The following is a 25,099-nucleotide window of genomic DNA, read 5'->3' as shown; positions in this document are numbered from 1 at the left end:
AAGGAGCCTTTTTAACAATAAAGAATTTATTAAAAAAAGAGTCGGTGATGAACAATGGAAAATTCTATTCAAGGGAATAACCTCAGCTATCGTTTTCCAAAAAACTTTTGGTGGGGAAGTGCTGCATCCGGACCGCAAACAGAAGGTGCCGCAACTATCGATGGGAGAAAATCAAGCATTTGGGATTATTGGTATAGCATCGAGCCGGGATGTTTCCATAATGCTGTAGGACCTGAGCATACTTCTAACTTCTATCATAGGTTTAAAGAAGATATTCAGCTTATGAAAGAAACGGGTCATACTTCCTTCCGCACTTCCATCCAATGGTCACGATTGATTCCAGATGGAGTCGGGGAAGTGAATGAGAAAGCCGTTACCTTTTACAACCAAGTGATTGATGAACTACTGGCAAATGATATTGAACCGTTCATGAATCTATATCATTTTGATATGCCGATGTGCATGCAGGAAAAAGGCGGCTGGGAAAGCCGGGAAGTCATCAAGGCCTATGTAAACTTTGCGAAAATCTGCTTTCAATTGTTCGGGGACCGGGTCAAGTATTGGTTTACTTTTAACGAACCGATTGTTCCTGTAGAGGCCGGTTATTTATATGATTTGCATTACCCTAATGTTGTAGATTTCAAACGTGGTGCACAAGTTGCCCATCATACCATTGTTGCCCATGCCTTAGCAGTCGAGGCTTATAAGAAGTTGAATTTAGACGGCAAGATTGGCATTATCCTCAACTTGACGCCATCCTACCCAAGAAGCCAGGACGCGGACGATGTCAAAGCTGCTCATAATGCGGATTTATTCTTTAACCGCAGCTTTCTTGATCCGGTCACAAAAGGGGAGTACCCGAAGGATTTAGTTGAAATTTTAAGAGATAGAGAGTTACTGCCAACAGTGGAACCGGGAGATTTAGCAGTCATAAAAAACAATCCGATTGATATTTTAGGAGTGAACTATTACCAGCCCCGCCGTGTAAAAGCAAAGGAACAGCCGGTACCTAAGGACGCTCCATTTATGCCGGAACATCTATTTGATCCTTATATCATGCCAAATCGTAAAATCAATCCGCACCGCGGCTGGGAAATTTGTGAGGAAGTTATCTATGACATTATGATCGACATTCGCGATCATTATGGTAATATCCCATTCTTTATTTCAGAGAATGGCATGGGGGTTGAAGGGGAAGCGAAATTCTGTAATGAAGCCGGATATATTGAGGATGATTATCGGATTGAGTTTATTCAAGAACACCTGAAATGGGTTCATAAAGGTCTTCAAGAAGGGGCAAATTGCCTTGGTTATCATCTTTGGACATTTATGGATAACTGGTCATGGACAAATGCCTATAAGAACCGATACGGATTAGTAGAAGTAGATCTAACGAATGATTTTAAACGGACAATAAAAAAATCAGGCAGATGGTATAAACAGCTGTCTGAGAACAACGGTTTCTAATATGGAAGAATGGTAAGAGGTGTGATCCTGTTAAATTAGTATTCTAGTGAACTTGCTTGAAGGAAGTGGACGGAATGGAAAAATATCTTCTTGGTATTGATTTGGGAGGAACAAATTTAAGAATTGCCGTTGTGACCTTGGAGGGACAAATAATAGAAGAGCTTCATGTAACAACGGAAAGCGATAGAGGCCCCCACTATGTCATTAATCAGATGATTCAACTTTGCGAGGGGATTTTGCAGAAAAGAAATATTGAAGCCATCGGAATCGGCTCGCCAGGTCCTTTGGATTTAAGACAAGGACTTATTTTAAGTCCGAATAATTTACCTGGGTGGGATCGTATCCCATTGGTTGAAGTGCTAGAAAAAGCTTTACTGAAAAAAGTTGTCCTTGATAATGATGCCAATGCAGCGGCTCTCGCAGAGGCCATGATTGGGGCTGGTAAAGGAAAAGAGTCTGTTTTTTATATAACCGTTAGTACAGGAATCGGGGGAGGGTTTGTCTATCGGAATCAATTGATTCAGGGTGCCCATTTCTGTGCAGGTGAAGTGGGCAATATGATCATGGATCGAGACGGTCCTCCGCACCCTGCTTTGAATATCGGATCCTTAGAAACATTGGCAAGCGGGACGGCTGTAAAACGACATGGAAAAGAAAAATTAGGGATTACAGGACACGCAGGCGAAGTATTCGCAATGGCGATGCAGGGTGAGAAAGAAGCGGTCGTGATTGTTGAGCAAATGGTTGCATCATTGGCAAAAGGAATTGCCAATGTTGTTCATACCGTTGACCCGCACATCATTGTTTTGGGCGGAGGAGTCATGCAATCAAAAGAATATCTTATGCCGCTCCTTCTTGAAAAAGTAAATGACTATTTATATCCACAGTTGCGTAAAAAGGTACAAATTGAGTGTGCTTCCTTAGGTACAAAGGCGGGTGTCATTGGGGCGGCCCTGCTGACACAACAAACATGGCTTCAATAATTGGGGGGAATTTTCATGAAAACTTACATGGTATTTGATATCGGCGGCACTTATATCAAGTATGCGGTCATGAATGATCAAGCCAAGAAACTAGAAAGCGGGAAGATTCCAACTCCTCAACAAGGAATAGACCGATTCCTGACAAATATCACAGAACTAGTAACGAAATATAAAAGCTTGTTTGATCTTGAAGGGATCGCTTTAAGTTCGCCTGGTGCTGTAGACGTGAATAGAGGCTTTATTGGCGGAGCAAGCGCTATTCCCTATATCCATGGAGTAGGCATGACAGACTTGCTAAAAGAACGGACGGGCCTCGACGTGTCGATTGAAAATGATGCGAACTGTGCAGCCTTGGCAGAAGGTTGGATCGGGGCGGCTAAAGAAACGGATTACTATATTTGCATTGTCATCGGCACAGGAATTGGCGGCAGTATTGTTATCAATCAAACGATTTTGCGTGGAGCTACTCTTCACGGCGGTGAGTTTGGTTTTATGATAATGGGGAACCCGCCCAAGCATCCGCTGCAATCGACCTGGAGCCGGTTGGCATCGACCCGGGCTTTGATAGAAGAAGTGGAAATGAGAAAGTCACTTGCAAAAGGAACGTTGGACGGGGAAGCCGTATTTCGCTTGGCTGAAGAAGGTGATCCTCTAGTCAACGAATGTCTTGATCAATATTACAAAAAGCTGGCGATCGGAATCTATAATTTGAAATATGCTCTCGATCCGAAAAAAATCTTAATCGGCGGAGGAATAAGCAAGCGGTCAGAAGTGATTGACGGCATCAATCAAGAATTGAAGCTGCTGAAGGATGATATCTCTACGCTGGATATTATGGTGGAAGCCTGTCAATTTCATAATGATGCCAACTTAATCGGGGCTTTATTTCACTTTTTAAAATTAAAAGGAAGAGTTGTGACGATTTCCTAGAGGGATGACAATCCATTGGACTTTTAAAGAAGTGAGTCTTGGAATATTTTTTTTAAAAAATTAGTTATTCGAAATTTCGTAATTGCGAAATATTTTTGACGTAAACTTTATATGATGTAAAGGATGAAAATTTTTTCTTTAGGAGGAAGAGATGTTAGTTTTTAAAAAATTAAAATCCTTTTATCTCCCTTATAAAAGAGATTTTATTTGGTCGATGCTTTTCCTGCTGGTCGTCGCGGCTATTACGGTTGTCTATCCAATCATTTTGCAAATGACAATTGATGAGGTGGTGCTTGGTAAGAAATATGATTGGGTACCCTGGATATCCTTTGGATTTATCGCGATCATGGCGGTAAAAGGGCTATCAACGTATATTCAACATTATTTGGCGGATATGTTTGGAATTAAATCTGTGTATCTGCTTCGAAATGCCCTCTATGAAAAACTGCAGCGGCTATCCTTCCGTTATTATGATAATGCGAAGACAGGGGACTTAATGTCACGGTTAACCGCAGATGTAGAAGGGTTTCGCATTTTTGTCTCCTTTGGATTTGTTGAGATTCTTCGTTTTGTCATTCAAGTTGGGGCTAGTTTGTGTGTGATGTTGTATTATTCTGTTTCGCTCACCTTCGTCACCCTGGTGGTGTTACCCTTTATCTGTGTGACTGCTTATAAATTTGACAAAGCTGTACATCCCGCTTTTCGAGGGATTCGCGAATCGTTTGGACAATTAAATACGAAGGTACAAGAAAATATTAGCGGCATTCACACGGTTAAAGCTTTATCAAAAGAAGCGGTGGAAATAGAGCGATTTAATAAGACAAATCAAGTTTATAGAACGAAACAACTTACTACGGCAGCTGTCTGGGCAAAGTACTTCCCGCTCATGGAGCTGATCGGCAATATTTCCGTAGTCGCTTTATTGGGATACGGGGGATTTCAGGTTATTCAGGGTGTACTAAACCCTGGTGAGCTTGTGGCCTTTTACAGTCTCGTTTGGTATATTATGTGGCCCATCATGAACCTTGGTTTTACCATTAATATGTTCTCACAGGCGAAAGCCTCCGGTGAGCGGCTTCTTGAAGTATTAGAAGCGCCTGAAACTATTTATGATGGTAAGGATGTAAAGCCGATCGATCATCTAGAAGGACATGTCGTATTCCAAGATGTTACGTTCCACTATCAAATGGAAGAAACAGCAGCCCTTCAGCATATTACCTTTGATGCGTCTCCGGGTGCAACGATTGGCCTTATCGGTGCGACCGGTTCAGGGAAAACAAGCATTATCCAGCTTTTGTCACGCTTTTATGAGCCAACGGAAGGGACCATTCTCATTGATGGCCGCCCGATTCAGGAATATGAATTGAAAATGCTGCGTTCACAAATTGGGGTTGTCTTACAGGAAACCTTCCTTTTTTCATCGACGATCAAAGCGAATATAGCATACGGAAGACCAGACGCGACGATGGAAGAGATTATCGATGCAGGAAAACGTGCTCAAGCCCATGATTTTATTATGGAATTGCCTAATGGATATGACACCATGCTTGGCGAACGGGGAATGGGTCTCTCAGGGGGACAAAAGCAACGAATTGCAATTGCCCGCGCCATTTGTACCAATCCTACTATTCTCATATTAGATGATTCGACAAGTGCGGTGGATATGGAAACCGAATTTCAAATTCAACAGGCCCTTCAGGAAGTGATGAAGGGGCGGACCACATTTATTATTGCCCATCGGATTTCATCGTTGAAGCATGCAGATGAAATATTAGTCCTTGAAGACGGGAACATCATTGAACGAGGCACGCATGAACAGCTAACCTCCGATAATGGTGCCTATCAAAGAATTTATACCCTTCAATACCAGGATCAAGCAGCGATTATCGAAAAGGCAGTAAGGTAGGTGGAACATGAAAGAAAATCGAAAGAAACAACTGATATTAGAGCGATTTCATTACTCTGAGGATCTAGTGATTGATAAACCGTTTAACTGGAAGCAAATGTTGCGATTGTTACTGTATTTAAAACCCTATGTTAAAAATTTACTGCCGCTTTCGTTTGCCGCTGTTATTATTTCAACGGCGATCCGTTTAATTATCCCGATTTTAATTGGAGTATACACGCTTGATCGGGCTATTATTGAAAAAGATACAACCCTGTTGATGCAGCTTGTGTTTATCATTTCAGGATTATATTTGTTATCGTATTTGAGCAATTCGTTAAGAATTCGCTGGATGAACAGGCTTGGCCAAGATGTAATTTATGATTTACGCAGGCATTTATTTACACATGTACAATCCTTATCACATAGATTTTTTGATCAGCGTTCAGCTGGATCCATTCTAGTAAGGATTATGAATGACATTAATTCCTTACAGGAGTTATTTACAAGTGGGGTCATTAATCTTTTAACCGATTTTCTCCTATTGTTCGCTACTATTTTTATCTTATTATCACTGAATGTAAAGCTCACCATTGCGATTATGATTATTTTGCCGATTATGTTTTTCATTTCAACCAGCTTGCGAAAAAAAATCCGGTTATTGTGGCAAGACGTTCGGCTTAAACAGTCAAAAATAAATTCTCACTTAAATGAGAGTATTCAAGGTATTCGAATTACACAATCCTATACGCAAGAAAAAGAAAATATCCAATTTTTTAAGGGGCTCAACCAAGAAAATTATCAAACATGGAAGCAAGCAGTCCAAAAAAATGCGATGTTTGGCCCGCTTATCGAGATGACGAATGCTGTGGGGACGGCTATTCTTATCTGGTATGGGGCGGTTCTTGTTGCACGAGGCGAGTGTACCATCGGAGAATTTGTTTCGTTTGCCTTTTATTTAGGCATGTTCTGGGAGCCGATATCTCGTCTTGGGCAATTGTATAACCAGCTTCTAATTGGAATGGCTTCTTCTGAGCGTGTCTTTGAGTTTTTAGATGAACGACCTAGTGTGATAGAATCTCCTAATCCTATTAAACTTTCCTCGATTAAAGGCCATATTGATTTTGAAGAGGTGGAGTTTTCTTACGATGGAAAACGTAAAGCGTTAAATGGAGTTTCTCTTACGATTAAAGCAGGTGAGACGACAGCGCTTGTCGGGCATACTGGTTCAGGGAAAACAACCATTGCTAATTTGGTGAGCCGATTTTATGATGCTACAGAAGGTATTGTCAAAATTGATGGCTGTCCTATACAAGATTTATCGATTGCCAGCCTACGTTCGCAAATTAGTGTGGTGCTGCAGGATACGTTTATCTTTTCGGGTACCATTATGGAAAACATTCGCTATGGGAATCCCAACGCCAGCGATGAGGAAGTGATCGCAGCGGCAAAAGCAGTAGGCGCTGATCATTTCATTACTCAAATTTCGAAAGGGTATCAAACAGAAGTGGAAGAACGAGGCAATGTCTTGTCAGTAGGGGAACGTCAGCTTCTCTCCTTTGCAAGAGCACTCCTGGCTGACCCGAAAATTCTCATCCTTGATGAAGCAACAGCGAGCATTGATACAGAGACTGAGGTAAAAATTCAAGAGGCATTAAAAACATTATTAAAAGGTAGAACCGCCATAATGATTGCTCATAGGCTCTCAACCATCAGAGAAGCAGACAAAATTATTGTACTGGACCATGGACATATCCTTGAGCAAGGAAATCACAACACACTAATGGCAGAACAAGGAGTTTACTATGAACTAGTAAAAGCCCAATACAAAATGCTAGGCTAGGTGCCTGTGCGTTGCAATCCCAAAAGTAGACAAAATAAAATAGGATTTAGAGAAAGGAATCAGGAATAATCGCTCTGGTTCCTTTCTTCTTCTCATCATTTCGAAGGGTTGAATTTGGTTATGATTCGAGAGGAAGGGGGTGTTATCTCAAAAAAGCTTTGAGGAAATGAACAGCCGATTAAAAAAAAGAAAAACTTTCTGTTGCATAAGTAAATCGAAGGTGCTATTATAAGGAAGTTGCTTTTGACGGCAGTTTTATTAGTTAAAAGTGATGCGAAAAAAGTTAAATTATTATATTGACATAGTGAAAGAGATTCGATATAATAATAAATGTCGCTTCTGACATGATTGATTGTTCTTTGAAAACTAAACAAACAAAAACGTCAACAAACAATAAAAAAATCGTGTTTCTTCTATTAATATGAAGAACATGAGCCAACGTAACAAAATGAGCTAATCAACTTTCTTGGAGAGTTTGATCCTGGCTCAGGACGAACGCTGGCGGCGTGCCTAATACATGCAAGTCGAGCGAATCAATAGGAGCTTGCTCCTGTTGGTTAGCGGCGGACGGGTGAGTAACACGTGGGCAACCTGCCTGTAAGACTGGGATAACACCGGGAAACCGGTGCTAATACCGGATAATCCTTTTCCTCTCATGAGGAAAAGCTGAAAGTCGGTTTCGGCTGACACTTACAGATGGGCCCGCGGCGCATTAGCTAGTTGGTGAGGTAACGGCTCACCAAGGCGACGATGCGTAGCCGACCTGAGAGGGTGATCGGCCACACTGGGACTGAGACACGGCCCAGACTCCTACGGGAGGCAGCAGTAGGGAATCTTCCACAATGGACGAAAGTCTGATGGAGCAACGCCGCGTGAGCGATGAAGGCCTTCGGGTCGTAAAGCTCTGTTGTTAGGGAAGAACAAGTATCGGAGTAACTGCCGGTACCTTGACGGTACCTAACCAGAAAGCCACGGCTAACTACGTGCCAGCAGCCGCGGTAATACGTAGGTGGCAAGCGTTGTCCGGAATTATTGGGCGTAAAGCGCGCGCAGGCGGTCCTTTAAGTCTGATGTGAAAGCCCACGGCTCAACCGTGGAGGGTCATTGGAAACTGGGGGACTTGAGTGCAGAAGAGGAAAGCGGAATTCCACGTGTAGCGGTGAAATGCGTAGAGATGTGGAGGAACACCAGTGGCGAAGGCGGCTTTCTGGTCTGTAACTGACGCTGAGGCGCGAAAGCGTGGGGAGCAAACAGGATTAGATACCCTGGTAGTCCACGCCGTAAACGATGAGTGCTAAGTGTTAGGGGGTTTCCGCCCCTTAGTGCTGCAGCTAACGCATTAAGCACTCCGCCTGGGGAGTACGGCCGCAAGGCTGAAACTCAAAGGAATTGACGGGGGCCCGCACAAGCGGTGGAGCATGTGGTTTAATTCGAAGCAACGCGAAGAACCTTACCAGGTCTTGACATCCTCTGACACTCCTAGAGATAGGACGTTCCCCTTCGGGGGACAGAGTGACAGGTGGTGCATGGTTGTCGTCAGCTCGTGTCGTGAGATGTTGGGTTAAGTCCCGCAACGAGCGCAACCCTTGATCTTAGTTGCCAGCATTCAGTTGGGCACTCTAAGGTGACTGCCGGTGACAAACCGGAGGAAGGTGGGGATGACGTCAAATCATCATGCCCCTTATGACCTGGGCTACACACGTGCTACAATGGATGGTACAAAGGGCTGCAAGACCGCGAGGTTTAGCCAATCCCATAAAACCATTCTCAGTTCGGATTGCAGGCTGCAACTCGCCTGCATGAAGCCGGAATCGCTAGTAATCGCGGATCAGCATGCCGCGGTGAATACGTTCCCGGGCCTTGTACACACCGCCCGTCACACCACGAGAGTTTGTAACACCCGAAGTCGGTGGGGTAACCGTAAGGAGCCAGCCGCCTAAGGTGGGACAGATGATTGGGGTGAAGTCGTAACAAGGTAGCCGTATCGGAAGGTGCGGCTGGATCACCTCCTTTCTAAGGATAAAGCTGGACATATGAGCCAGACAAAACAGTTTGTTTGATAGACGTTTCTTGTTTGTTTAGTTTTGAGAGTGCAATTCTCTCAAGACACGTTCGTTCTTTGAAAACTAGATAATCGTAATGAAGAAGTCAATGTAAGAACCGAGTCAATGCCATTTTAGTTTTCTCTCTTATATAAGTAAGAGAATAACCTTTTAGGTTAAGTTAGAAAGGGCGCACGGTGAATGCCTTGGCACTAGGAGCCGATGAAGGACGGGACTAACACCGATATGCTTCGGGGAGCTGTAAGTAAGCTTTGATCCGGAGATTTCCGAATGGGGGAACCCACTGTTCGTAATGGAACAGTATCTTTACCTGAATACATAGGGTATGGAAGGCATACCCGGGGAACTGAAACATCTAAGTACCCGGAGGAAGAGAAAGCAAACGCGATTCCCTGAGTAGCGGCGAGCGAAACGGGACATAGCCCAAACCAAGAGGCTTGCCTCTTGGGGTTGTAGGACACTCAACATGGAGTTACAAAGGAACGGGGTAGATGAAGCGATCTGGAAAGGTCCGTCATAGAAGGTAAAAACCCTGTAGTCGAAACTTCGTTCCCTCCTGAGTGGATCCTGAGTACGGCCGGACACGAGAAATCCGGTCGGAAGCAGGGAGGACCATCTCCCAAGGCTAAATACTCCCTAGTGACCGATAGTGAACCAGTACCGTGAGGGAAAGGTGAAAAGCACCCCGGAAGGGGAGTGAAATAGTTCCTGAAACCGTGTGCCTACAAGTAGTTAGAGCCCGTTAATGGGTGATAGCGTGCCTTTTGTAGAATGAACCGGCGAGTTACGATCCCATGCAAGGTTAAGTTGAAGAGACGGAGCCGCAGCGAAAGCGAGTCTGAATAGGGCGTATGAGTATGTGGTCGTAGACCCGAAACCAGGTGATCTACCCATGTCCAGGGTGAAGTCCAGGTAACACTGGATGGAGGCCCGAACCCACGCACGTTGAAAAGTGCGGGGATGAGGTGTGGGTAGCGGAGAAATTCCAATCGAACTTGGAGATAGCTGGTTCTCTCCGAAATAGCTTTAGGGCTAGCCTCACGTAGTAAGAGTCTTGGAGGTAGAGCACTGTTTGGACTAGGGGCCCTCATCGGGTTACCGAATTCAGACAAACTCCGAATGCCAAAGACTTATCCGTGGGAGTCAGACTGCGAGTGATAAGATCCGTAGTCAAAAGGGAAACAGCCCAGACCACCAGCTAAGGTCCCAAAGTATACGTTAAGTGGAAAAGGATGTGGAGTTGTTTAGACAACCAGGATGTTGGCTTAGAAGCAGCCACCATTTAAAGAGTGCGTAATAGCTCACTGGTCGAATGACTCTGCGCCGAAAATGTACCGGGGCTAAACGTATCACCGAAGCTGTGGATTGACATCTTAGATGTCAGTGGTAGGAGAGCGTTCTAAGGGCGTTGAAGCTAGACCGTAAGGACTGGTGGAGCGCTTAGAAGTGAGAATGCCGGTATGAGTAGCGAAAGATGAGTGAGAATCTCATCCACCGAATGCCTAAGGTTTCCTGAGGAAGGCTCGTCCGCTCAGGGTTAGTCGGGACCTAAGCCGAGGCCGAAAGGCGTAGGCGATGGACAACAGGTTGATATTCCTGTACCACCTCTTTATCGTTTGAGCAATGGGGGGACGCAGGAGGATAGGGTAAGCGCGCTGTTGGATATGCGCGTCTAAGCAGTTAGGCTGAGAAGTAGGCAAATCCGCTTCTCGCGAAGGCTGAGCTGTGATAGCGAGGGAAATTTAGTACCGAAGTTCCTGATTCCACACTGCCAAGAAAAGCCTCTAGCGAGATAAAAGGTGCCCGTACCGCAAACCGACACAGGTAGGCGAGGAGAGAATCCTAAGGTGAGCGAGAGAACTCTCGTTAAGGAACTCGGCAAAATGACCCCGTAACTTCGGGAGAAGGGGTGCTTTTTGAGGTGAATAGCCTCGAAGAGCCGCAGTGAATAGGCCCAGGCGACTGTTTAGCAAAAACACAGGTCTCTGCGAAGCCGCAAGGCGAAGTATAGGGGCTGACGCCTGCCCGGTGCTGGAAGGTTAAGAGGAGGGGTTAGCGCAAGCGAAGCTCTGAATCGAAGCCCCAGTAAACGGCGGCCGTAACTATAACGGTCCTAAGGTAGCGAAATTCCTTGTCGGGTAAGTTCCGACCCGCACGAAAGGCGTAACGATCTGGGCACTGTCTCAACGAGAGACTCGGTGAAATTATAGTACCTGTGAAGATGCAGGTTACCCGCGACAGGACGGAAAGACCCCGTGGAGCTTTACTGTAGCCTGATATTGAATTTTGGTACAGCTTGTACAGGATAGGTAGGAGCCTGAGAAGCCGGAGCGCTAGCTTCGGTGGAGGCGTCGGTGGGATACTACCCTGGCTGTATTGAAATTCTAACCCGCACCCCTGATCGGGGTGGGAGACAGTGTCAGGTGGGCAGTTTGACTGGGGCGGTCGCCTCCTAAAGAGTAACGGAGGCGCCCAAAGGTTCCCTCAGAATGGTTGGAAATCATTCGCAGAGTGTAAAGGCACAAGGGAGCTTGACTGCGAGACCTACAAGTCGAGCAGGGACGAAAGTCGGGCTTAGTGATCCGGTGGTTCCGCATGGAAGGGCCATCGCTCAACGGATAAAAGCTACCCCGGGGATAACAGGCTTATCTCCCCCAAGAGTCCACATCGACGGGGAGGTTTGGCACCTCGATGTCGGCTCATCGCATCCTGGGGCTGTAGTCGGTCCCAAGGGTTGGGCTGTTCGCCCATTAAAGCGGTACGCGAGCTGGGTTCAGAACGTCGTGAGACAGTTCGGTCCCTATCCGTCGTGGGCGCAGGAAATTTGAGAGGAGCTGTCCTTAGTACGAGAGGACCGGGATGGACGCACCGCTGGTGTACCAGTTGTTCTGCCAAGGGCATCGCTGGGTAGCTATGTGCGGACGGGATAAGTGCTGAAAGCATCTAAGCATGAAGCCCCCCTCAAGATGAGATTTCCCATAGCGCAAGCTAGTAAGAACCCTGAAAGATGATCAGGTTGATAGGTCAGAGGTGGAAGCGTGGTAACATGTGGAGCTGACTGATACTAATCGTTCGAGGACTTAACCAATTTTTAAGGCAACTTGTTTTTACAACTTCTTCTGCATTATCTAGTTTTGAGGGAATGATTCCTCTAAAAAAATAGTCTGGCAGCAATGGCGAGAAGGTCACACCCGTTCCCATACCGAACACGGAAGTTAAGCTTCTCAGCGCCGATGGTAGTTGGGACACGCGTCCCTGTGAGAGTAGGACGTTGCCAGGCTTACCCTTTGGGGTTATTTTTTTGCCAACATTAAATATGGCCCCTTGGTCAAGCGGTTAAGACACCTCCCTTTCACGGAGGTAACACGGGTTCGAGTCCCGTAGGGGTCACCAAATTTGGAGGATTAGCTCAGCTGGGAGAGCATCTGCCTTACAAGCAGAGGGTCGGCGGTTCGATCCCGTCATCCTCCACCATATTTACCTTTCATACTTTACGCCGGGGTAGCTCAATTGGTAGAGCACGACCGAATAATCTTCCTGAATACACTTCAGCATACAGACCGAGCTGCTGCTTGCATAAGCTTTCTGAGGTCAGGATGACGATAACTAGGACAGCGTGAACAATTTTAATATTTTTCCAAACTATTTGCCGGGGTAGCTCAATTGGTAGAGCAACTGACTTGTAATCAGTAGGTTGGGGGTTCAAGTCCTCTCGCCGGCACCTTGTACGAGCGAGCCATTAGCTCAGTTGGTAGAGCATCTGACTTTTAATCAGAGGGTCGAAGGTTCGAGTCCTTCATGGCTCACCATTTTAAATGAATATGCGGGTGTGGCGGAATTGGCAGACGCACCAGACTTAGGATCTGGCGCCGCAAGGCGTGGGGGTTCGACTCCCTTCACCCGCACCATTTAATTTTCATACGCGGAAGTAGTTCAGTGGTAGAACATCACCTTGCCAAGGTGGGGGTCGCGGGTTCGAATCCCGTCTTCCGCTCCAATTGTTTTAAGCCGGGGTGGCGGAACTGGCAGACGCACAGGACTTAAAATCCTGCGGTAGGTGACTACCGTACCGGTTCGATTCCGGTCCTCGGCACCATTTAAGTTCATTAATTTCATATGCGCCCTTAGCTCAGCTGGATAGAGTGTTTGACTACGAATCAAAAGGTCGGGAGTTCGAATCTCTCAGGGCGCACTTTAACGGGAAGTAGCTCAGCTTGGTAGAGCACTTGGTTTGGGACCAAGGGGTCGCAGGTTCGAATCCTGTCTTCCCGACCATTCTTCACTTATAGCTTTATGGGGCCTTAGCTCAGCTGGGAGAGCGCCTGCTTTGCACGCAGGAGGTCAGCGGTTCGATCCCGCTAGGCTCCACTTATTCGGAGGAATACCCAAGTTTGGCTGAAGGGATCGGTCTTGAAAACCGACAGGCGGGTCATACCGCGCGGGGGTTCGAATCCCTCTTCCTCCTCCATATATTTCATTAATATATAATTTCTATTGTCGCGGGGTGGAGCAGTCTGGTAGCTCGTCGGGCTCATAACCCGAAGGTCGCAGGTTCAAATCCTGTCCCCGCAATATGGTCCGGTAGTTCAGTTGGTTAGAATGCCTGCCTGTCACGCAGGAGGTCGCGGGTTCGAGTCCCGTCCGGACCGCCATTTTTATCCCAGTAGGTTAACTACTGTTATTATAGATTTTTTTTAGAAAAATACATATTCTAGGCTCAGTAACTCAGTGGGTAGAGCAGATTGCTTACATCACTGAAAAACATCTGCGGCAATCTGCGAGAAAGTACGTGAGTTCTTTCGAGCAAAGGACGTACGGAATTATATATTTAGGGAATCATCCTAATTACGGCTCAGTAGCTCAGTCGGTAGAGCAAAGGACTGAAAATCCTTGTGTCGGCGGTTCGATTCCGTCCTGAGCCATCATTAAATATAAGACTCTATTAGTAGTCTTATATATGGAGGGGTAGCGAAGTGGCTAAACGCGGCGGACTGTAAATCCGCTCCCTCAGGGTTCGGCGGTTCGAATCCGTCCCCCTCCACCATTCTAGTTAGGCAGCATAGCCAAGTGGTAAGGCAGAGGTCTGCAAAACCTCCATCCCCGGTTCAAATCCGGGTGCCGCCTCCAAATTTTTAATGCGGGTGTAGTTTAGTGGTAAAACCTCAGCCTTCCAAGCTGATGATGAGAGTTCGATTCTCTTCACCCGCTCCAAAGTGGGCCTATAGCTCAGCTGGTTAGAGCGCACGCCTGATAAGCGTGAGGTCGATGGTTCGAGTCCATTTAGGCCCACCATAATATTATTCCGCAGTAGCTCAGTGGTAGAGACGAGCAAAGGCATCATGAATATGCTGCGAGTTGTACACGCCGAGCCGCTCCTTGCGTTACTTACTGAGGCGTGACATGGTTGTAATATAACAAAGATTAGGGAACATATTTAATTATTCCGCAGTAGCTCAGTGGTAGAGCTATCGGCTGTTAACCGATCGGTCGTAGGTTCGAGTCCTACCTGCGGAGCCATTTTTTTAAACTGAAGGGACCGTTCGCTTGTTCCTTTTTATAAAAACCACCTTTTAAAAAAGAAATTATTTTTTTAAAGGTGGTTTTTCTGCGTCTAAATAGAGATAAAATTCCTGCAGTTGGGAACTAACTACATAATTTTGGAGAGTTTACAACATAATTACGGATACTTACAACATAATTACAGACGCTTACTACATATTTTATAAAACTTACGACATTCGCTGGATGAAAATTAGGAATTCATTTGGGCAGAGGATATTTACTACCTAATTTTGGTGACTTATACCATCGCAGTAATAGTTTTAGGCACGAATCATGGTTCAGCAACTAATCTTAGTTCCTTTTTAAAAGTGTCATGTTGAGGACAGTTCTCGACATTCTTCACAGGAATTTGGAGTACTAAATCTAGTAATGGAGCGGTCTGAGGCTTCTTTTAATCAAGCGTTTGGATAGTATCAAAAAGCCACGATTTTAATAGAATCATGGAGGTTTAGGAGAAACTGATCAGTTTTTGTAGAAAGGTGGGTTATTTCCTGCGGAATGTCCAAACGCATCTCGACAATCTACATGCAGGAGTTGTAAGGGAATTCCTTTTATTTCAGTACTTTCAGCTATTTCAATCAAACGTTTAAATAGTATAGCTTATACGGTATTTAGTCGAAAGAGTGTCGTTTCGTGACGTTATCGGTTTGATTGCTATTATCCCCCCTTTTTTCTTACATTTTTCAACATTAATTATATGGATTGGGAAGGATGCATCGATATATATCAAGGATGTAGGCGATTTTAATCAAACGTTTGATTAGTGAGGAAACTTGGGAGAAAAGGGGGAGATTTGTCAGTTCATAAAGACCCGAGGACGGTTCTTGGAGGTTATGGGAACCATCGCTGAGGACATTGAAACTCCCTGAGGCATTATTTCTGCTGCTTAGCCCTGAAAAGGTGCTTTCTTAATTCAGGTGCCAGTCGCCGAGCGATAAAGATATAAAAACCATGCTGTTTTTTTACCAGCATGGTTTTTAGACTATGGTTCGGAGTTTATTCCTCGAACGCTTCCATCAATTCCCGTAAAGCTTTGATGGCCAGTTTTACACTCTCTTTTTTATTTTTATGAACTCCAGTTCCTAATAATTCATCGTGTTGAGGGAAGGAATTATTCGCTAAGCTTTTGTAGCCCTCTGGAACTGTGAATATTTCTACAGTAATCGTAAATCCCAGGCTTATATAGATTTTTATAATTTCTAGTTCTTCATTTTTAACTTTTGTTACAATTCTCATACGATAATCCTCTCCAGATAGAAAGCAATAAAATTCATAGATTTAGAATGTATATATTTATATTTACTTAAACTAGTATACGCTAAAATCCTACCCTATTTCCAGTGCCTGTTATGCCCCGATATTTGTTGAGATTGCATGTGGCCAGGGTTTTGGTTGTTGATTTAAAAAGATAAGATATTGTAATCTCAAGAAATAGTTTTAAGGAAGTGAACTTTCCTAAAAAAAGAAAAACTTTCTGTTGCATTTGTAAATTGGAGGTGTTATGATAGCTAAGTTGCTTTTAACGGCGGTTTTAATAGTTAAAAGTGGAAACAGAAAAGTTAAATTATTATATTGACATTGTAATAGAGATTCGATATAATAATAAATGTCGCTTCTGACATGATAGATTGTCCTTTGAAAACTAAACAAACAAAAACGTCAACAAACAATAAAAAAAATCGTGTTTCTTCTATTAATATGAAGAACATGAGCCAACGTAACAAAATGAGCTAATCAACTTTCTTGGAGAGTTTGATCCTGGCTCAGGACGAACGCTGGCGGCGTGCCTAATACATGCAAGTCGAGCGAATCAATAGGAGCTTGCTCCTGTTGGTTAGCGGCGGACGGGTGAGTAACACGTGGGCAACCTGCCTGTAAGACTGGGATAACACCGGGAAACCGGTGCTAATACCGGATAATCCTTTTCCTCTCATGAGGAAAAGCTGAAAGTCGGTTTCGGCTGACACTTACAGATGGGCCCGCGGCGCATTAGCTAGTTGGTGAGGTAACGGCTCACCAAGGCGACGATGCGTAGCCGACCTGAGAGGGTGATCGGCCACACTGGGACTGAGACACGGCCCAGACTCCTACGGGAGGCAGCAGTAGGGAATCTTCCACAATGGACGAAAGTCTGATGGAGCAACGCCGCGTGAGCGATGAAGGCCTTCGGGTCGTAAAGCTCTGTTGTTAGGGAAGAACAAGTACCGGAGTAACTGCCGGTACCTTGACGGTACCTAACCAGAAAGCCACGGCTAACTACGTGCCAGCAGCCGCGGTAATACGTAGGTGGCAAGCGTTGTCCGGAATTATTGGGCGTAAAGCGCGCGCAGGCGGTCCTTTAAGTCTGATGTGAAAGCCCACGGCTCAACCGTGGAGGGTCATTGGAAACTGGGGGACTTGAGTGCAGAAGAGGAAAGCGGAATTCCACGTGTAGCGGTGAAATGCGTAGAGATGTGGAGGAACACCAGTGGCGAAGGCGGCTTTCTGGTCTGTAACTGACGCTGAGGCGCGAAAGCGTGGGGAGCAAACAGGATTAGATACCCTGGTAGTCCACGCCGTAAACGATGAGTGCTAAGTGTTAGGGGGTTTCCGCCCCTTAGTGCTGCAGCTAACGCATTAAGCACTCCGCCTGGGGAGTACGGCCGCAAGGCTGAAACTCAAAGGAATTGACGGGGGCCCGCACAAGCGGTGGAGCATGTGGTTTAATTCGAAGCAACGCGAAGAACCTTACCAGGTCTTGACATCCTCTGACACTCCTAGAGATAGGACGTTCCCCTTCGGGGGACAGAGTGACAGGTGGTGCATGGTTGTCGTCAGCTCGTGTCGTGAGATGTTGGGTTAAGTCCCGCAACGAGCGCAACCCTTGATCTTAGTTGCCAGCATTCAGTTGGGCACTCTAAGGTGACTGCCGGTGACAAACCGGAGGAAGGTGGGGATGACGTCAAATCATCATGCCCCTTATGACCTGGGCTACACACGTGCTACAATGGATGGTACAAAGGGCTGCAAGACCGCGAGGTTTAGCCAATCCCATAAAACCATTCTCAGTTCGGATTGCAGGCTGCAACTCGCCTGCATGAAGCCGGAATCGCTAGTAATCGCGGATCAGCATGCCGCGGTGAATACGTTCCCGGGCCTTGTACACACCGCCCGTCACACCACGAGAGTTTGTAACACCCGAAGTCGGTGGGGTAACCGTAAGGAGCCAGCCGCCTAAGGTGGGACAGATGATTGGGGTGAAGTCGTAACAAGGTAGCCGTATCGGAAGGTGCGGCTGGATCACCTCCTTTCTAAGGATAAAGCTGGACATATGAGCCAGACAAAACAGTTTGTTTGATTGACGTTTCTTGTTTGTTTAGTTTTGAGAGTGCAATTCTCTCAAGTCACTTTCGTTCTTTGAAAACTAGATAATCGTAATGAAGAAGTCAATGTAAGAACCGAGTCAATGCCATTTCTTATTAAATAAGAAGAAACAAACCTTTTAGGTTAAGTTAGAAAGGGCGCACGGTGAATGCCTTGGCACTAGGAGCCGATGAAGGACGGGACTAACACCGATATGCTTCGGGGAGCTGTAAGTAAGCTTTGATCCGGAGATTTCCGAATGGGGGAACCCACTGTTCGTAATGGAACAGTATCTTTACCTGAATACATAGGGTATGGAAGGCATACCCGGGGAACTGAAACATCTAAGTACCCGGAGGAAGAGAAAGCAAACGCGATTCCCTGAGTAGCGGCGAGCGAAACGGGACATAGCCCAAACCAAGAGGCTTGCCTCTTGGGGTTGTAGGACACTCAACATGGAGTTACAAAGGAACGGGGTAGATGAAGCGATCTGGAAAGGTCCGTCATAGAAGGTAAAAACCCTGTAGTCGAAACTTCGTTCCCTCCTGAGTGGATCCTGAGTACGGCCGGACACGAGAAATCCGGTCGGAAGCAGGGAGGACCATCTCCCAAGGCTAAATACTCCCTAGTGACCGATAGTGAACCAGTACCGTGAGGGAAAGGTGAAAAGCACCCCGGAAGGGGAGTGAAATAGTTCCTGAAACCGTGTGCCTACAAGTAGTTAGAGCCCGTTAATGGGTGATAGCGTGCCTTTTGTAGAATGAACCGGCGAGTTACGATCCCATGCAAGGTTAAGTTGAAGAGACGGAGCCGCAGCGAAAGCGAGTCTGAATAGGGCGTATGAGTATGTGGTCGTAGACCCGAAACCAGGTGATCTACCCATGTCCAGGGTGAAGTCCAGGTAACACTGGATGGAGGCCCGAACCCACGCACGTTGAAAAGTGCGGGGATGAGGTGTGGGTAGCGGAGAAATTCCAATCGAACTTGGAGATAGCTGGTTCTCTCCGAAATAGCTTTAGGGCTAGCCTCACGTAGTAAGAGTCTTGGAGGTAGAGCACTGTTTGGACTAGGGGCCCTCATCGGGTTACCGAATTCAGACAAACTCCGAATGCCAAAGACTTATCCGTGGGAGTCAGACTGCGAGTGATAAGATCCGTAGTCAAAAGGGAAACAGCCCAGACCACCAGCTAAGGTCCCAAAGTATACGTTAAGTGGAAAAGGATGTGGAGTTGTTTAGACAACCAGGATGTTGGCTTAGAAGCAGCCACCATTTAAAGAGTGCGTAATAGCTCACTGGTCGAATGACTCTGCGCCGAAAATGTACCGGGGCTAAACGTATCACCGAAGCTGTGGATTGACATCTTAGATGTCAGTGGTAGGAGAGCGTTCTAAGGGCGTTGAAGCTAGACCGTAAGGACTGGTGGAGCGCTTAGAAGTGAGAATGCCGGTATGAGTAGCGAAAGATGAGTGAGAATCTCATCCACCGAATGCCTAAGGTTTCCTGAGGAAGGCTCGTCCGCTCAGGGTTAGTCGGGACCTAAGCCGAGGCCGAAAGGCGTAGGCGATGGACAACAGGTTGATATTCCTGTACCACCTCTTTATCGTTTGAGCAATGGGGGGACGCAGGAGGATAGGGTAAGCGCGCTGTTGGATATGCGCGTCTAAGCAGTTAGGCTGAGAAGTAGGCAAATCCGCTTCTCGCGAAGGCTGAGCTGTGATAGCGAGGGAAATTTAGTACCGAAGTTCCTGATTCCACACTGCCAAGAAAAGCCTCTAGCGAGATAAAAGGTGCCCGTACCGCAAACCGACACAGGTAGGCGAGGAGAGAATCCTAAGGTGAGCGAGAGAACTCTCGTTAAGGAACTCGGCAAAATGACCCCGTAACTTCGGGAGAAGGGGTGCTTTTTGAGGTGAATAGCCTCGAAGAGCCGCAGTGAATAGGCCCAGGCGACTGTTTAGCAAAAACACAGGTCTCTGCGAAGCCGCAAGGCGAAGTATAGGGGCTGACGCCTGCCCGGTGCTGGAAGGTTAAGAGGAGGGGTTAGCGCAAGCGAAGCTCTGAATCGAAGCCCCAGTAAACGGCGGCCGTAACTATAACGGTCCTAAGGTAGCGAAATTCCTTGTCGGGTAAGTTCCGACCCGCACGAAAGGCGTAACGATCTGGGCACTGTCTCAACGAGAGACTCGGTGAAATTATAGTACCTGTGAAGATGCAGGTTACCCGCGACAGGACGGAAAGACCCCGTGGAGCTTTACTGTAGCCTGATATTGAATTTTGGTACAGCTTGTACAGGATAGGTAGGAGCCTGAGAAGCCGGAGCGCTAGCTTCGGTGGAGGCGTCGGTGGGATACTACCCTGGCTGTATTGAAATTCTAACCCGCACCCCTGATCGGGGTGGGAGACAGTGTCAGGTGGGCAGTTTGACTGGGGCGGTCGCCTCCTAAAGAGTAACGGAGGCGCCCAAAGGTTCCCTCAGAATGGTTGGAAATCATTCGCAGAGTGTAAAGGCACAAGGGAGCTTGACTGCGAGACCTACAAGTCGAGCAGGGACGAAAGTCGGGCTTAGTGATCCGGTGGTTCCGCATGGAAGGGCCATCGCTCAACGGATAAAAGCTACCCCGGGGATAACAGGCTTATCTCCCCCAAGAGTCCACATCGACGGGGAGGTTTGGCACCTCGATGTCGGCTCATCGCATCCTGGGGCTGTAGTCGGTCCCAAGGGTTGGGCTGTTCGCCCATTAAAGCGGTACGCGAGCTGGGTTCAGAACGTCGTGAGACAGTTCGGTCCCTATCCGTCGTGGGCGCAGGAAATTTGAGAGGAGCTGTCCTTAGTACGAGAGGACCGGGATGGACGCACCGCTGGTGTACCAGTTGTTCTGCCAAGGGCATCGCTGGGTAGCTATGTGCGGACGGGATAAGTGCTGAAAGCATCTAAGCATGAAGCCCCCCTCAAGATGAGATTTCCCATAGCGCAAGCTAGTAAGAACCCTGAAAGATGATCAGGTTGATAGGTCAGAGGTGGAAGCGTGGTAACATGTGGAGCTGACTGATACTAATCGTTCGAGGACTTAACCAAATTTTAAGGCATACTCATTTTTACAACTTCTTCTGTATTATCTAGTTTTGAGGGAATGATTCCTCAATTAAATAGTCTGGCAGCAATGGCGAGAAGGTCACACCCGTTCCCATACCGAACACGGAAGTTAAGCTTCTCAGCGCCGATGGTAGTTGGGACACGCGTCCCTGTGAGAGTAGGACGTTGCCAGGCATATTAAAGACAACCTGAAAAGGTTGTCTTTTTTTGTTTTTCAACGTATATGTATGGTGTTCACTGTAGTTATAAATATAACTGAGCATTAGTCTACTCCATTGTTCTATGTAGATCCTACTTTTTTGATATTATAAAGGCCGCTCTTTGTTTTCGATAAAATACAATTTCCATTATTTATAAAAAGAGGCTGGGTTCATGTCCATCATGAATCCAGCCTCTTTTCCTTATTAAACAATCACGTAATCCGTCACATTGCGATCAATCACTCTTGCTCCTTTTGCAGCTACAAACTTGCCACTGGCCGTTGTGAAAACTTCAGATGCAATAATCTGCGCCATCGATAATTTTACAACTTCTTCATCAATCGGCTCTTTAGGGTTATCGACGGAAAGACTTGCAGTCTTTCCAAACTCCGTGGTAAATTGCAATTCCAATGTTTTTGCCATTTCTTTCACCTCCACACCCTTTATTATTTTGTTAGACTATTAACCTAGAATCGTGGAGCTGTCATTTCTCTCCACTTTGTTTAGCGGGTCATTGCATAGAGCAGCTACTGCTAGTGCCGCTTGCGATAGTTGATCTGCGGTAGCAGCCTTGGTGACATTGCTAAACGTTTTTGCTTTGAGGATGGGATTTCCTTCGTCATCCATGCCCGCTTCAAACACGATGCGAAGCTTCGTAACCTCTAATAATGCTTGTGCCATTGTCTCTCACCACCTTTCACCTTCTATATATAGAAAAGTCGGCAAAAAGGACAGGGTAGGGAGAGGAAAGTTTTAATTGAATGTAAGACGTGTAACGAATGGTTGAAGAGGCCGAACATATTTCAATTTCTATGGACGTGCAAATAAAAGCCGTCAATCCACAAAAAAAGCCGAATTTGCGCAAATAAAGCTAACTTTTAGTCGGATGAGGGAGCATGGAGTGGGATAATTAGCTCCAATTAGCAGCTTCCCAGCGAATTGTTGAAGGATATCAGCGAACTGGACCATTTTATCAGCGGTAAATACACTTTTATCAGCGATAAACCTATTTTTATCAGCGAATCTATTTTTCGCATACAAAACTGGCAATTTTCTCAGATGTAGGTCGGTAAAAGTATAAGTTGCGAAGAGAAATGTGGGCAGTACTTCACTTTGAGTGCCTGACACCACCAAAAAGTTGTAGGCACTATGGAGACGGTTCTTATGATCGGCACAAATCTCATAAAAAGTCATAAGAACCGAATCTCCCCATGTCCCTCCTTATGCTGCTCGCCGTAGGATGGCTTCCTTCTGTCGTGTTTCCGGGAAGGTCGCCACCAAGAAGATGTACACACTGGAGGCAGCGATAAAGAAAATCATCGCCGCAGTGTATCCGGAAGAGCCTAATATAAAGCTCCACACAATCGTCGCGATGGTTTGGCCCGCATACGCGATCGCCCAGAAAAGTCCGAACATAATCGTCAATTTTTGTGGATCATCCCTTTTAATTCATGAGGGAGATTCAAAAAGATTGGGTACTGAATATACATCGCAAATCCTGATATCGAAATGAGTGTGTAGGAAAGAAGCGGAATCTTGTTAGCAAACACAATGGCAAGGGCAAAGGTTCCTACCATGACAATCCCTGAGAACAGAAGGATTGGCTTCCGTGGCACGCCCTTATTTCCGATGCGAATCCCTGCAAATGTTCCGAGAATGCCAAAACCTGAGATTAATAGGTTTGTTACAGAGCCATTTAACAAGGTATATTGATCAAAAATGGCTTTAAAGCTCACGAGCGATAAAACATACAAGGTTAAAAAGGAAGCAAACGCCAGGCCATAGCGCCAGAGAAATCCATCTTTGAGCGCCTCTTTATAGCCATACTTTTCAGCGGTACCACCCATTTCTTTTGTTTCAAAGGTCTCTGCTTTCCAAAGCCAAGCGATAAAAAACAAGATCGTTAAAGAGGCAAAGAACGTTAATGTTAAACGCCAGTTGGAAACCATTTGCTTGGCAAAAACTGTGAATAGGACGGCGACAATAAAGGCACCTGCATTATAGGCCACCGTATTGGCGGCATTAATGCGCAGCTTTATGTTTGAATTTTTAACATAGTGAGCAACGATGGGGTTCATGTAGACAATGACCATCGAGCCCCCAACGGCCATGACCATCCTAGCGACGGTATAGGCCCAATAATTCGGGAGATAAATCGCGACAAGTCCCATCATTAAAAGGCCAATCGCGATACCTGCCGCTTTTCTAGGTCCTAATTTCATGAGCACCATCGCTGCTAAGATGTTGGCAAAGACACGCGCGGTTGTAATCGAATAGTTCACTAATTGAGAAATAATAGGATCCACGGGTCCACCGAAAAACGTTTCGGTTATTTGCGGTGTCAAGGAAGAGCCCGCCACCCAATTCATGGCAAAGGTTACATAAGCCAGCCATAATACTGCCATCATAAAATATCCTTTTTTTGTATGATTCATCGTTTCCATACTCTCATCTGCTTTCATTCGTGTTTTCAACTCTAAACAAATCTAGATGACAGGTTTCATTGTTTCTTTTAATACGGTAACCGAGTGGCTGAATTGTTCCTTTTCCTTTTCATTTAGCTGTATTTCAATCACTTCACGGATTCCTCCGCGGTATATGACCGCCGGAACACCGATAAACACATCCTCCTGTCCATATTGACCATCTAGATAGGAGGAGACCGTTAGGATACAGTTTTCATTGTTTAAAATTGCCTTCGTAATTCGAACGAGGGACATGCCGATTCCATAGTACGTTGCACCTTTTCGTTTGATGATTTGATAAGCCGCATCACGGACATTAACGAAAATTTCTTCTAAACAATCTTTGTATGGTTCGTTTTTCCTTGCTGAAAGTTCTTCAAGCCTTTCAACACCCACAGAGGCACGGCTCCAAACGGGAAGTTCTGTATCCCCGTGTTCGCCAATGATATAGGCATGAACATTTCGTGTGTCCATATTGAAATGCTGACCAAGCGCAAAGCGGAGACGCGCTGAATCTAATACGGTACCGGAACCAATCACCCGTTCCTTTGGCAGCCCAGACTCCTTCCAGGTCACATAGGTTAGAATATCAACAGGGTTTGTTGCAACTAGGAAGATTCCGTCAAATCCACTGGCCATAATGTTTTTTACGATTTGTTTAAATATTTTCGTGTTCTTTTCCACTAATTCTAATCGGGTTTCACCAGGCTTTTGAGCCAATCCCGCAGTAATGACCACTAAGTCTGCACTTTCACAATCTTGATAAGACCCGCTCCATACGTTGATAGGTGACGAAGCAAACGGAATCCCGTGATTCAGGTCCATCGCTTCCCCTTCTGATTTTGCCTCATTGACATCAATGAGAACTAACTCTTCCGCCACTCCTTGATTAATCATTGAATATGCATAACTGCAGCCGACAGCACCTGTTCCAATTAAGACCACTCGATTTACTTTTTTATTTCTGTTCTCCATTATGATCAGCTCCTATATATAAATGTCATCATTAGATAGTAATTAATAAGTTAACGGTGTTAGTATATCACTAGTTTGTGAATAATTTCACAAGAGTTATGACATAAATATGACTCTTTTCATGGAAGCCTTTACATTTTTGAAAAAGCGTGATTAAGTGTGGGGATGGTTATTTTTTGAAAAAAAGCGTGATTAAGTATGGTGACGGTTATTTTTCGAAAAAAGCGTGATTAAGAATGGTGACGGTTATTTTTCGAAAAAAGCGTGATTAAGTATGAGGACGGTTATT

Annotated in this window: 10 protein-coding genes, 19 tRNA genes and 6 rRNA genes; 30 read left to right on the top strand and 5 right to left on the bottom strand. The window is 45.8% G+C overall.

Translation table 11 applies throughout. The annotated features are described in order from the left end of the window. Window positions 1-54 precede the first annotated feature (54 nt). The 27 genes from CCK98_RS30180 to CCK98_RS30050 all read left to right on the top strand — a co-directional run bounded on the left by CCK98_RS30180 (window position 55) and on the right by CCK98_RS30050 (window position 14,688). On the top strand, window positions 55-1,467 hold the full coding sequence (locus tag CCK98_RS30180) for a glycoside hydrolase family 1 protein (protein ID WP_088089953.1): 1,413 nt from the start codon (window positions 55-57) through the stop codon (window positions 1,465-1,467). A gap of 74 nt (window positions 1,468-1,541) precedes the next feature. Continuing rightward, window positions 1,542-2,450, top strand: a complete 909-nt coding sequence (locus CCK98_RS30175) for an ROK family protein (RefSeq protein ID WP_088089952.1) — start codon at window positions 1,542-1,544, stop codon at window positions 2,448-2,450. A gap of 15 nt (window positions 2,451-2,465) precedes the next feature. After that, complete coding sequence (locus tag CCK98_RS30170) at window positions 2,466-3,380, top strand: ROK family protein (RefSeq protein WP_088089951.1); 915 nt, start codon at window positions 2,466-2,468, stop codon at window positions 3,378-3,380. 151 nt (window positions 3,381-3,531) lie between these two features. Then, entirely contained in the window at window positions 3,532-5,286 is a 1,755-nt protein-coding gene (locus CCK98_RS30165; RefSeq protein WP_088089950.1) for an ABC transporter ATP-binding protein, read from the top strand. 7 nt (window positions 5,287-5,293) lie between these two features. Beyond that, the gene (locus CCK98_RS30160; protein ID WP_088089949.1) at window positions 5,294-7,108 is read left to right on the top strand and encodes an ABC transporter ATP-binding protein; all 1,815 of its coding nucleotides are present in this window, start codon (window positions 5,294-5,296) and stop codon (window positions 7,106-7,108) included. Between the two features lie 463 nt (window positions 7,109-7,571). After that, window positions 7,572-9,121, top strand: a 16S ribosomal RNA gene (locus CCK98_RS30155). 203 nt (window positions 9,122-9,324) lie between these two features. Further along, window positions 9,325-12,259: ribosomal RNA gene (locus tag CCK98_RS30150) — 23S ribosomal RNA — on the top strand. A 75-nt stretch (window positions 12,260-12,334) separates the two neighbouring features. Next, a 5S ribosomal RNA gene (gene rrf, locus CCK98_RS30145) occupies window positions 12,335-12,451 on the top strand. Together the 16S, 23S and 5S rRNA genes with 19 tRNA genes alongside form the textbook arrangement of a ribosomal RNA operon. Window positions 12,452-12,489: 38 nt before the next feature. Beyond that, window positions 12,490-12,564: transfer RNA gene (locus CCK98_RS30140), tRNA-Glu, on the top strand. 5 nt (window positions 12,565-12,569) lie between these two features. Then, window positions 12,570-12,645: transfer RNA gene (locus CCK98_RS30135), tRNA-Val, on the top strand. Window positions 12,646-12,819: 174 nt separating this feature from the next. After that, a tRNA-Thr gene (locus CCK98_RS30130) sits at window positions 12,820-12,892 on the top strand. A gap of 12 nt (window positions 12,893-12,904) precedes the next feature. Continuing rightward, window positions 12,905-12,980 (top strand) — tRNA-Lys (locus CCK98_RS30125). A gap of 14 nt (window positions 12,981-12,994) precedes the next feature. Then, a tRNA-Leu gene (locus tag CCK98_RS30120) sits at window positions 12,995-13,079 on the top strand. Between the two features lie 14 nt (window positions 13,080-13,093). Further along, window positions 13,094-13,168 (top strand) — tRNA-Gly (locus CCK98_RS30115). Between the two features lie 10 nt (window positions 13,169-13,178). Next, window positions 13,179-13,267, top strand: a tRNA-Leu gene (locus CCK98_RS30110). Window positions 13,268-13,289: 22 nt separating this feature from the next. After that, window positions 13,290-13,363: transfer RNA gene (locus CCK98_RS30105), tRNA-Arg, on the top strand. A gap of 6 nt (window positions 13,364-13,369) precedes the next feature. Continuing rightward, window positions 13,370-13,446 (top strand) — tRNA-Pro (locus tag CCK98_RS30100). Window positions 13,447-13,466: 20 nt separating this feature from the next. Then, window positions 13,467-13,539 (top strand) — tRNA-Ala (locus CCK98_RS30095). Between the two features lie 7 nt (window positions 13,540-13,546). Beyond that, a tRNA-Ser gene (locus CCK98_RS30090) sits at window positions 13,547-13,639 on the top strand. Window positions 13,640-13,669: 30 nt separating this feature from the next. After that, window positions 13,670-13,743, top strand: a tRNA-Met gene (locus CCK98_RS30085). Between the two features lie 3 nt (window positions 13,744-13,746). Continuing rightward, window positions 13,747-13,823, top strand: a tRNA-Asp gene (locus CCK98_RS30080). 197 nt (window positions 13,824-14,020) lie between these two features. Next, window positions 14,021-14,093: transfer RNA gene (locus CCK98_RS30075), tRNA-Phe, on the top strand. A 37-nt stretch (window positions 14,094-14,130) separates the two neighbouring features. Next, window positions 14,131-14,215 (top strand) — tRNA-Tyr (locus tag CCK98_RS30070). A 9-nt stretch (window positions 14,216-14,224) separates the two neighbouring features. Further along, a tRNA-Cys gene (locus CCK98_RS30065) sits at window positions 14,225-14,298 on the top strand. Window positions 14,299-14,308: 10 nt separating this feature from the next. Next, window positions 14,309-14,382 (top strand) — tRNA-Gly (locus tag CCK98_RS30060). Between the two features lie 4 nt (window positions 14,383-14,386). Then, window positions 14,387-14,463, top strand: a tRNA-Ile gene (locus CCK98_RS30055). Window positions 14,464-14,613: 150 nt separating this feature from the next. After that, window positions 14,614-14,688: transfer RNA gene (locus CCK98_RS30050), tRNA-Asn, on the top strand. Window positions 14,689-15,729: 1,041 nt separating this feature from the next. Here the strand turns inward: CCK98_RS30050 and CCK98_RS30045 are convergent. Beyond that, window positions 15,730-15,969 (bottom strand): hypothetical protein, encoded by a 240-nt coding sequence (locus CCK98_RS30045; protein ID WP_088089948.1) that lies wholly within the window; start codon window positions 15,967-15,969, stop codon window positions 15,730-15,732. Window positions 15,970-16,473: 504 nt separating this feature from the next. Here CCK98_RS30045 and CCK98_RS30040 point away from each other — a divergent pair. The 3 genes from CCK98_RS30040 to rrf (CCK98_RS30030) all read left to right on the top strand — a co-directional run bounded on the left by CCK98_RS30040 (window position 16,474) and on the right by rrf (CCK98_RS30030) (window position 21,344). Next, a 16S ribosomal RNA gene (locus CCK98_RS30040) occupies window positions 16,474-18,023 on the top strand. A gap of 194 nt (window positions 18,024-18,217) precedes the next feature. Then, window positions 18,218-21,152 (top strand): 23S ribosomal RNA (locus tag CCK98_RS30035). Window positions 21,153-21,227: 75 nt separating this feature from the next. Continuing rightward, window positions 21,228-21,344, top strand: a 5S ribosomal RNA gene (rrf, locus tag CCK98_RS30030). Window positions 21,345-21,574: 230 nt separating this feature from the next. On the opposite strand, the gene CCK98_RS30025 is transcribed toward rrf (CCK98_RS30030), so the two are convergent. The 4 genes from CCK98_RS30025 to CCK98_RS30000 form a co-directional block, all read right to left on the bottom strand. Next, window positions 21,575-21,793 (bottom strand): DUF2922 domain-containing protein, encoded by a 219-nt coding sequence (locus CCK98_RS30025; RefSeq protein WP_088089947.1) that lies wholly within the window; start codon window positions 21,791-21,793, stop codon window positions 21,575-21,577. Between the two features lie 39 nt (window positions 21,794-21,832). Beyond that, entirely contained in the window at window positions 21,833-22,051 is a 219-nt protein-coding gene (locus CCK98_RS30020; protein ID WP_088089946.1) for a DUF1659 domain-containing protein, read from the bottom strand. Between the two features lie 740 nt (window positions 22,052-22,791). After that, window positions 22,792-23,832 (bottom strand): sugar MFS transporter, encoded by a 1,041-nt coding sequence (locus CCK98_RS30005; RefSeq protein WP_088089943.1) that lies wholly within the window; start codon window positions 23,830-23,832, stop codon window positions 22,792-22,794. A 24-nt stretch (window positions 23,833-23,856) separates the two neighbouring features. Continuing rightward, complete coding sequence (locus CCK98_RS30000) at window positions 23,857-24,810, bottom strand: L-lactate dehydrogenase (protein WP_088089942.1); 954 nt, start codon at window positions 24,808-24,810, stop codon at window positions 23,857-23,859. Window positions 24,811-25,099 lie beyond the last annotated feature (289 nt).

The organism is Bacillus sp. OV166 (assembly GCF_900177675.1).
Lineage (GTDB): Bacteria > Bacillota > Bacilli > Bacillales > Cytobacillaceae > Neobacillus.
This window is presented reverse-complemented; position numbering and strand designations above follow the sequence as displayed.

Excerpts from the sequence above, each read along its gene's own strand:
- CCK98_RS30165 (WP_088089950.1), top strand. The coding sequence starts at position 3,532 with ATGTTAGTTTTTAAAAAATTAAAATCCTTTTATCTCCCTTATAAAAGA.
- CCK98_RS30005 (WP_088089943.1), bottom strand. The coding sequence starts at position 23,832 with ATGAAAGCAGATGAGAGTATGGAAACGATGAATCATACAAAAAAAGGA.
- CCK98_RS30160 (WP_088089949.1), top strand. The coding sequence starts at position 5,294 with ATGAAAGAAAATCGAAAGAAACAACTGATATTAGAGCGATTTCATTAC.
- CCK98_RS30175 (WP_088089952.1), top strand. The coding sequence starts at position 1,542 with ATGGAAAAATATCTTCTTGGTATTGATTTGGGAGGAACAAATTTAAGA.
- CCK98_RS30025 (WP_088089947.1), bottom strand. The coding sequence starts at position 21,793 with ATGGCAAAAACATTGGAATTGCAATTTACCACGGAGTTTGGAAAGACT.
- CCK98_RS30000 (WP_088089942.1), bottom strand. The coding sequence starts at position 24,810 with ATGGAGAACAGAAATAAAAAAGTAAATCGAGTGGTCTTAATTGGAACA.
- CCK98_RS30180 (WP_088089953.1), top strand. The coding sequence starts at position 55 with ATGGAAAATTCTATTCAAGGGAATAACCTCAGCTATCGTTTTCCAAAA.
- CCK98_RS30020 (WP_088089946.1), bottom strand. The coding sequence starts at position 22,051 with ATGGCACAAGCATTATTAGAGGTTACGAAGCTTCGCATCGTGTTTGAA.
- CCK98_RS30045 (WP_088089948.1), bottom strand. The coding sequence starts at position 15,969 with ATGAGAATTGTAACAAAAGTTAAAAATGAAGAACTAGAAATTATAAAA.
- CCK98_RS30170 (WP_088089951.1), top strand. The coding sequence starts at position 2,466 with ATGAAAACTTACATGGTATTTGATATCGGCGGCACTTATATCAAGTAT.